Genomic DNA, 238 nt, shown 5'->3' on the forward strand with positions numbered 1-238 from the left:
TCCGCTTCGATTGCATCAATATCATCAGCGTTTTCTGTGATTTGAGATTGTAATGTTGAGTCATCAAAAGGAGTAACGCTTAAATCGAAGTCATTACCATTAGCAGTAATAGCAACAGAGCCATCAGTAGATTCTACTGTTTGAATTTCATTAGTTGCATCAGTATCTTCATCAGCAGTAATATGATCAGCTATTGCAGTTTCATTAGCAGTAATAGCAGTGTTTTGCGTGATTTGCT

1 protein-coding gene is annotated in these 238 nt (G+C 36.6%); it reads right to left on the reverse strand.

Translation table 11 applies throughout. From position 1 onward, the window contains the following. A partial coding sequence (locus tag V6251_RS15505; protein ID WP_341589039.1) for a hypothetical protein occupies nucleotides 1–238 on the reverse strand: 238 nt, incomplete at both ends.

It is taken from the genome of Olleya sp. Ti.3.14 (assembly GCF_038154885.1).
Lineage (GTDB): Bacteria > Bacteroidota > Bacteroidia > Flavobacteriales > Flavobacteriaceae > Olleya.